The organism is Ferrovibrio sp. (assembly GCF_025869515.1).
In the GTDB taxonomy this organism is placed as follows: domain Bacteria; phylum Pseudomonadota; class Alphaproteobacteria; order Ferrovibrionales; family Ferrovibrionaceae; genus Ferrovibrio.
The window spans coordinates 1-7329 of record NZ_JAOZVR010000069.1 but is presented as its reverse complement, the minus strand read 5'-3'; the positions used below and the strand labels follow the sequence as shown (position 1 = coordinate 7329).

At 60.9% G+C, this 7329-nt stretch carries 8 protein-coding genes; 6 read left to right on the top strand and 2 right to left on the bottom strand.

From position 1 onward, the window contains the following. Positions 1-146: 146 nt before the first annotated feature. The 5 genes from OJJ21_RS10915 to OJJ21_RS10895 all read left to right on the top strand — a co-directional run bounded on the left by OJJ21_RS10915 (position 147) and on the right by OJJ21_RS10895 (position 4939). Positions 147-1811: an electron transfer flavoprotein-ubiquinone oxidoreductase gene (locus OJJ21_RS10915; RefSeq protein ID WP_297686090.1), complete on the top strand. Its 1665-nt coding sequence runs from the start codon at positions 147-149 to the stop codon at positions 1809-1811. 267 nt (positions 1812-2078) lie between these two features. Continuing rightward, the gene (locus OJJ21_RS10910; protein ID WP_297686088.1) at positions 2079-2570 is read left to right on the top strand and encodes a hypothetical protein; all 492 of its coding nucleotides are present in this window, start codon (positions 2079-2081) and stop codon (positions 2568-2570) included. 60 nt (positions 2571-2630) lie between these two features. Beyond that, positions 2631-2882, top strand: a complete 252-nt coding sequence (locus OJJ21_RS10905) for a hypothetical protein (RefSeq protein WP_297686086.1) — start codon at positions 2631-2633, stop codon at positions 2880-2882. 218 nt (positions 2883-3100) lie between these two features. Further along, the gene (locus tag OJJ21_RS10900; RefSeq protein ID WP_297686084.1) at positions 3101-3685 is read left to right on the top strand and encodes a pentapeptide repeat-containing protein; all 585 of its coding nucleotides are present in this window, start codon (positions 3101-3103) and stop codon (positions 3683-3685) included. Between the two features lie 147 nt (positions 3686-3832). Beyond that, complete coding sequence (locus OJJ21_RS10895; protein ID WP_250944067.1) at positions 3833-4939, top strand: branched-chain amino acid aminotransferase; 1107 nt, start codon at positions 3833-3835, stop codon at positions 4937-4939. Between the two features lie 33 nt (positions 4940-4972). Here the strand turns inward: OJJ21_RS10895 and OJJ21_RS10890 are convergent, their stop codons facing one another. After that, positions 4973-5761, bottom strand: coding sequence for a helix-turn-helix transcriptional regulator (locus tag OJJ21_RS10890; RefSeq protein WP_297686079.1), 789 nt, complete (start codon positions 5759-5761; stop codon positions 4973-4975). A 95-nt stretch (positions 5762-5856) separates the two neighbouring features. On the opposite strand from OJJ21_RS10890, the gene OJJ21_RS10885 reads away from it, so the two are divergent. Next, entirely contained in the window at positions 5857-6789 is a 933-nt protein-coding gene (locus OJJ21_RS10885; protein WP_297686077.1) for a DMT family transporter, read from the top strand. Positions 6790-6834: 45 nt separating this feature from the next. Here the strand turns inward: OJJ21_RS10885 and OJJ21_RS10880 are convergent. Beyond that, the coding region (locus OJJ21_RS10880) for a DoxX family protein (RefSeq protein ID WP_297686075.1) at positions 6835-7329 on the bottom strand (495 nt) is incomplete at its 5' end.

Genomic DNA, 7329 nt, shown 5'->3' with positions numbered 1-7329 from the left:
GTGAACGTAAACGGTAGATATTCTGGTTGGGAATGATCCCAGACCATAATTTCGAGCCAGAGCTTGTCGCATCCCGGCTCGACAAGCCGCTTGTGTTTTGACAATGAAGAAGCCGAAAAAAGGGGATCGGTTAAGCGGAGAGGATGATGAGCGAAGAAATGGAACTGCCCGAACGCGAAAGCATGGAATTCGACGTCGTGATTGTCGGGGGAGGGCCTGCCGGTCTTTCGGCGGCTATCCGGCTTAAGCAGGTCAATCCCGACCTTTCCGTCGTCGTGCTGGAAAAGGGCGCCGAAGTCGGAGCCCATATTCTCTCGGGCGCGGTCGTTGACCCTGTTGGCATCGACAGGCTGCTGCCGGACTGGCGTGACGAGGCGGATCATCCATTCAAGACGCCTGTTACCGACGACCACTTCCTGTTCCTCGGCCCGGCCGGCTCCATCCGTCTTCCGAACTTCGCCATGCCGCCGCTGATGAACAATCACGGCAACTACATCGTCTCGCTCGGCAATGTCTGTCGTTGGCTGGCGACCCATGCGGAAGCCTTGGGCGTCGAGATCTATCCGGGCTTTGCCGCGACCGAAGTGCTCTACAACGACGAGGGCGCTGTGATCGGGGTTGCGACCGGCGACATGGGCATCGAGAAGAACGGCGAGCTCGGCCCGAACTACACGCGCGGCATGGCGCTCATCGGCAAGTACGTGCTGATCGGCGAGGGCGTGCGCGGTTCGCTCGCCAAGCAGCTCATCGCCAAGTTCGATCTCTCGAAGGATCGCGAGCCGCAGAAGTTCGGCATCGGTCTCAAGGAACTCTGGCAGGTCAAGCCGGAAAACCACAAGCCCGGCCTTGTGCAGCACTCCTTCGGCTGGCCGCTCGGCATGAAGACTGGCGGCGGCTCCTTCCTCTATCACCTTGAGGACAATCTCGTAGCCGTCGGCTTCGTCGTCCACCTGAACTACAAGAACCCTTATCTCTTCCCCTTCGAGGAATTCCAGCGGTTCAAGACCCACCCGACCATCGCTCCGACCTTCGAAGGGGCCAAGCGCCTGTCCTACGGCGCCCGTGCGATCACCGAGGGCGGCTACCAGTCGGTGCCGAAGCTCTCTTTCCCGGGCGGCGCGCTGATCGGCTGCTCCGCCGGTTTCGTCAACGTCCCGCGCATCAAGGGTTCGCACAACGCCGTGCTCTCCGGCATGCTGGCGGCGGAAAAGATCGCCGAGGCGATTGCCGCTGGCCGCGCCAATGACGAGCCGGTCGAGATCGAGAACGAATGGCGTTCGACCGATATCGGCACGGACCTGAAGCGCGTTCGTAACGTCAAGCCGCTGTGGTCGAAGTTCGGCACGGCGGTCGGCGTGGCGCTCGGCGGGCTCGACATGTGGACCAACCAGCTCTTCGGCTTCTCTTTCTTCCGTACGCTGGGCCATGGCAAGACCGACGCCCAATCGCTGGAACCGGCGTCCAGGCACAAGCCGATCGCCTATCCGAAGCCGGACGGAGTATTGACTTTCGACCGCCTGTCCTCGGTCTTCCTGTCGAACACCAATCATGAGGAAGACCAGCCGGTCCATCTTCAGGTGAAGGACGTCGCGCTGCAGAAGTCGTCCGAACTCGGCATCTTTGCCGGTCCGTCGACACGCTACTGTCCGGCGGGCGTCTATGAATGGGTCGAGAAGGACGGCGAGATGAACTACGTCATCAACGCCCAGAACTGCGTCCACTGCAAGACCTGCGATATCAAGGACCCGAACCAGAATATCAACTGGGTGCCGCCACAAGGCGGTGAAGGCCCTGTCTACCCGAACATGTGATAGTTCAATTCCCAGACCGACAAGCCAAGGTCTTGGGCTCGCAAGGTTCCATCGTAAAGTGACCGAGCACCTGACGTCCCGCCGGACGTCAGGTGCTCGCGTTTTGGGCTCAGGGTATGGTTCGCGCTCGCTCCGAGCTCGATACGTTTCCGTTGATACATATCAATGTTAATATGAATTGATGTATTAATATACAATCCATCCGACGAGATCGCAGGGCGATCCATCGGCGTAATCTTACACCCGAAACTTTGGAGGATTGAGCGGATGGCACGGAAATTGAAGACCTTTGTTACTCTGTCCCTTGCGGCCGCCCTCGTGGCAAGTGTCGCAGAAGCGCAGCCGTATGGCTTTGGCGGGGGGCCCGGTTGGGGCCGTGGCGGCATGATGATGAACGCACCCGGTCGTGGCCGGTTCCCGATCATCGACGCAGATGAAAATGGCGTTATCAGCGCGGAGGAGGCTGCCTCGGCGGCAGAAGATGTGTTCGCCGCAATGGATTCTGACGACAACGCCGAACTGACGATGGAAGAATACATGGCTGTCCGCATGGGGCCACAGGATGGCTGGAACAAGAGCCGTCAGGCTGAGCGGGAAAAGCAAAAGAGTGACCGCTTCGGCACCATGGACGTGGACAAGAGCGATAGCGTTTCCCAGGCCGAGTTCATTGCCAATGCCAAGGCTCGCTTTGAGGCCGCTGATAGTGACAAGGATGGCAAGGTCACTCCGTGGGAGTGGCGTAGCCAGCAGTGGAACTAGCCGTTGCCGCGCAATTCGAGTCCGGCCAGCATCAATGAAAGGCCCGGGAGGGACGGCGAGTTGAACCATGTCGTCAACGCTTGGAACTGCGGCGAGACCTACGACATCAAGGCCTCGAATCAGAACATTAACTGGGCGCCGCCACAAAGCGGCGAGGCCCGGTTTATCCGAACATGTAATGGCCGGCAGGCGGGCCGCCCGGACCGCCTGTCCGTGATTGTCGGGCAAGAGCCGGTCGCCGGTTGGGCGGGTCTCTCGATTTTGATCGCCAGCCTCGATTTCCCTGTTTTAATGCCGCTACAGTTTTCCTAGATAAATGGGTGTGATGGCGCGATGTCGCGCTTCCGAGCTGGTTGCGGAGCGAAATGATGACGATCCTTTTTGGCGGGCGATTGCCGTCGCGGCAGGCTGCAGCTTTGGCGGCGACGACGCTGCTTATTTCGATTGCTTCCATAGCTGGCGGCGCGAACGCCGGTGATTGCCGAAGTTACGCCCAGCAGGGTATCGACTGGAGCGGTTGCAAGAAGTCGATGCTGATCATCACGGAAAGCGAACTCGACGGCGCCAATCTCACCAAGACCGATTTCTCCTTCACCGACCTGCGTGGCTCCTCGATGAAATCGGCCAACCTCGAGAAGGGCAAGATGGTCCGGGCGTCCTTCGTCGCGGCCAAGTTGGAAGGCGCCAACTTCAACAAGGTCGAGGCCTACAGAAGCAATTTCGCCCGCAGCACCGCCGACCGCGCCACATTCGTCAATGCCGAGGTCCAGCGTGCCGATTTCCGCGAGGCGCAACTTGCAGGCAGCGATTTCACCAAGGCTGAACTCGGCCGGGCGGATTTCCGCGGGGCGACGATCACTGGTAGCCGCTTCACCATGGCCAATCTGGCGCGCGCACGCCTGAACGATGCGGTTTTCACCGGCCCGCTCGATTTCCGCAACGCCTTCCTGCTGTTGACCCGTATCGAGGGCCTCGATCTTTCCTCGGCCACCGGGCTGGAACAGGAGCAGATCGACCTGGCCTGCGGCGACGCCTCCACGCGCCTGCCGCCCGGACTGGTCCCTCCGGCAGGCTGGCCGTGCGCCGACGATCCGGACGATAGCAGCGATCCCTGAGCGGCGCCGGACCTCGCTCGACACCTGCCGCGCGGCTGTTTGGTGCTGCCGACCTGACTTTGGGCAGGCGTCACGAAATGCCTTGAAAAATCCCGGCCAAAGCGGCAGTTTGCGCCACCTTAGAGATCAGTTGAAAGATCACCATCCATGCAAGCCGAAACGCCCCGCCTTACCTTCGATATCAAGCCGAATACCAATCCGATGCCCGAAGCCGACCGTCTGAAGGCGTTCGAAAATCTCGGCTTCGGTACGCTCTTCTCCGACCATATGGCGGTGATCCGCTGGAGCGAAGGCAAGGGCTGGCATTCCGCAGAGGTGACGGCGCGCGCGCCGTTCCCGATCGATCCGGCGTCCAGCGTTCTGCACTACGCCCAGGAAATCTTTGAGGGCATGAAGGCCTATCGCACCTCCGACGGCCGCGCGGTCCTGTTCCGCCCCGAGGAGAATGCCCACCGCTTCAACGAATCCGCCCGTCGCATGGCCATGCCGGAACTCCCGGAAGAGGCCTTCATCGAGGCCGTCGAAAAGCTGGTTCGGCTCGATGCCAAGTGGATCCCGCAGGGCGAGGGCGCGAGCCTTTATCTGCGCCCCTTCATGTTCGCCAGCGAGAACTTCCTCGGTGTGCGTCCGTCGAAGGAATACATCTTCTGCGTCATCGCCTCGCCGGTCGGTCCCTACTTCAAGGGCGGCGCCAAGCCGGTCAGCATCTGGGTTTCCGAACATTATACGCGTGCGGCTCCCGGCGGAACCGGCGCTGCGAAGTGCGGCGGCAACTATGCGGCCAGCCTCGTTGCGCAGGCCGAAGCCTATGCCAAGGGCTGCGATCAGGTCGTCTTCCTCGATGCTGCCGAGCATAAATGGGTCGAGGAACTCGGCGGTATGAACGTCTTCTTCGTCTTCGAGGATGGCTCCATCGTCACCCCGCCGCTCGGCGGTACGATCCTGCCGGGCATCACCCGCAAGTCGCTGATCTCGCTTGCCCGCGAGGAAGGCGTTACCGTTCATGAGAAGCCCTATTCCTTCGAGGAATGGAAGGCCGATGTCGCCAGCGGCAAGCTCAAGGAAGCCTTTGCCTGCGGCACTGCCGCCGTGGTCGCGGCCATCGGTACAGTCAAGTATCCGGAAGGCGAATTCCAGATCGGCGGCGGCCAGAACGGCCCCGTCACGACCAAGCTTCGCGATGCGCTCGTCGGCATCCAGCGCGGCCAGAGCAATGACCGGCATGGCTGGCTCCATGCGATCGACGGTATCTGAGGTCGCCGTCCTATCCCGCTTGATTGAGGCCCGTTATTCCGACGGGCCTTTTTTCTGACTGCTGCGCATCTGCGAGGGGCTTGTCCCGGTCAGTCGCCGGAACATGGCGATGAAGGCCGAGGCATTGCCATAACCCAGCCGGTGCGACACCGATTGCACGCTATGTCCCTCTTCCAGCAGCGAAAGCGCCGTGACCAGCTTCAGCCGCTGTCGCCAGTCGTTGAAGGGCATGCCTAGAAGATCCTGCGCTCGGCGGGCAAGCGTGCGTTCCGTCGTGCCGGCGAAGCGTGCCCATTCCGCCGCCGACCGCTTGTCGCCGGGATCGTCCTGCAGCGCCTGCAATACCGGAGCGAGAAGCGGATCGTCGGTCGAGGGCAGGTAGTGCAGGACGCGCGGCGCGGATCGGACCTGATCGACGATCACCATGGCAAGCCGCAGGTCGGCATCGCTTTGCGGATGTCGAACGCCACGCGCATCGAAGTCCGCGAAAATGGCCTTCAGTAGGGGGCTGAGCGCCAGGGTGCAGGGCTCCGCCGGCAAGTCCGCGCAGAGCGCCGCTTCGATATAGGCCGTGGCATAGCGGATATCGTGACGATTGACGGCCTCATGGCGGAAGCCCGGCGGAATCCAGATCGCATAATGGGGTGGCGAGAGAAACGGGATGCCTTCGATGGTGATTTCCGAGACGCCTTCCAGCGCGTAGTTCAGTTCTGCCCAAGGCTGACGGCGCGGAGGGAAAAAGGTTCCCGCGCGATAGTATTCCGTGCGCAGGAAGACCGGCTGCGGCGGTTCTCCATCGATATGGCCATACTGGACGGGCATGGCGTCTCCTCGCAATTGATTGTCTGATATTCGTTATATTGCGAGATTTGGACATTTGCTAGAGAAGGCCGAACGGAAGAATGCGAGGCGCGGTCATGGCGAAGTTTCAGAAACAGGGGAGTGAGGCGGGCAATGGATTGCCGATGGTGCCCGTCATGCTGGCGCTTGCAACGGTCGTCATCTGGTCCGGCAACACAATTGTCAGCAAGGCCGCGATCGATGTCATTCATCCGGCTTCCATCGCCTTCTATCGCTGGGTGATCGCCTTTCTGGTGCTGATGCCCTTCGTACGGCGCTCCGCCTGGAACGAACGCGAAGTCACCCTTCGCTACGCTCCCAAACTGGCATTTCTCGGATTGATGGGCATGGTTGCTTATCAGAGCCTTGCCTATGAGGCGGCAAAGACCACGACCGCCGTCAATATGGGCGTGCTGATCGGGCTCATTCCCCTTGTCTCGGCCTTTCTGGCTGCGCTCATCGCGAATGAGCAGCTGACCGCGGCCCGCATCCTCGGTGGTATCGTGTCCTTCGTCGGCCTTCTCTATCTGACGGCGCGGGGCGATATGGCGACCCTCACGAGTGGCGGCGTTCACGTCGGCGACGGGTTGATGCTCGTCGCGGTCTTTTCCAGCGCTCTCTACGGCGTGCTGCTCAAGCGCTGGCGCATTCCGATTTCGACCTGGCTGCAACTCTGGTGGCAGATCGGGGCGGCGGTGATGATCCTGCTGCCGTTCTGGATGATGAGCGAGAAAAGTCCGCTGACGGCGGTCAACCTGCCGCTGGTTCTTTATGCGGCGCTGCCGACATCGCTGCTCGGGCCATTCATGTGGATGATCGCCGTGCGTGAACTTGGCGCGGCCCGCTCGTCGATGTTCTTCAATCTATTCCCGGTGCTCGTCGCCGTCCTGGCGATGATCCTGCTCGGAGAGCGGCTGGAGAGCTTCCACTACATCGGAGGAGGATTTGCCCTTGCCGGCGTGCTCATCGGTCTTCGCCAGCCCACAGGGCGGCTCGTGGCGGGCACGTGAGCCGTTCCGGTGGCGTCGTTACCCGCGGTCTCTTGCCCGCCAGCCTCACTCGCTGGCTTTCCAGGCCGCAAGCATCAGGCCGCCGATCACGGTGATATGTTCCATCACGATGTAGAACTCGACGGTCTTTAATGGCTCCTCCATCGTCCAGAATGTGTGAGCGATCGGGATGGTGAGCGCGGTGAAGACGCCGAGTGCGCCTGCTCCGAGCCATGTCCACCGGTTGAGGATGACCAGAAGGGAGCCGGCAAGCTGCACGAAGATGGTGGCAATTGCGAAGGACGCCGGTGGATTGAGGCCGAAATGCTGCATCTCCGCAACGGCGGCCGGGAAGTCCACGAGTTTGGAGATGCCGCTCGCCCAGAATATGTAGGTCAGCAGGATGCGGGCCACATAGCCGAACCATGTGCTCGCAGTGAGCGATGCAATGAGACTGTTCATGTAATCTCTCTCCCCAGTGAACGGATGGAGAGTTTGCCTGCCTCTCAAATATTGGCAATCCTCAAAAATTGCCCTTTTGTCTTTATTATTCCCGTTGAT

What these genes read in the sequence shown, in the direction of transcription:
- OJJ21_RS10915 (WP_297686090.1), top strand. Translation starts at nt 147, where the DNA reads ATGAGCGAAGAAATGGAACTGCCCGAACGCGAAAGCATGGAATTCGAC.
- OJJ21_RS10910 (WP_297686088.1), top strand. Translation starts at nt 2,079, where the DNA reads ATGGCACGGAAATTGAAGACCTTTGTTACTCTGTCCCTTGCGGCCGCC.
- OJJ21_RS10900 (WP_297686084.1), top strand. Translation starts at nt 3,101, where the DNA reads ATGCTGATCATCACGGAAAGCGAACTCGACGGCGCCAATCTCACCAAG.
- OJJ21_RS10895 (WP_250944067.1), top strand. Translation starts at nt 3,833, where the DNA reads ATGCAAGCCGAAACGCCCCGCCTTACCTTCGATATCAAGCCGAATACC.
- OJJ21_RS10890 (WP_297686079.1), bottom strand. Translation starts at nt 5,761, where the DNA reads ATGCCCGTCCAGTATGGCCATATCGATGGAGAACCGCCGCAGCCGGTC.
- OJJ21_RS10885 (WP_297686077.1), top strand. Translation starts at nt 5,857, where the DNA reads ATGGCGAAGTTTCAGAAACAGGGGAGTGAGGCGGGCAATGGATTGCCG.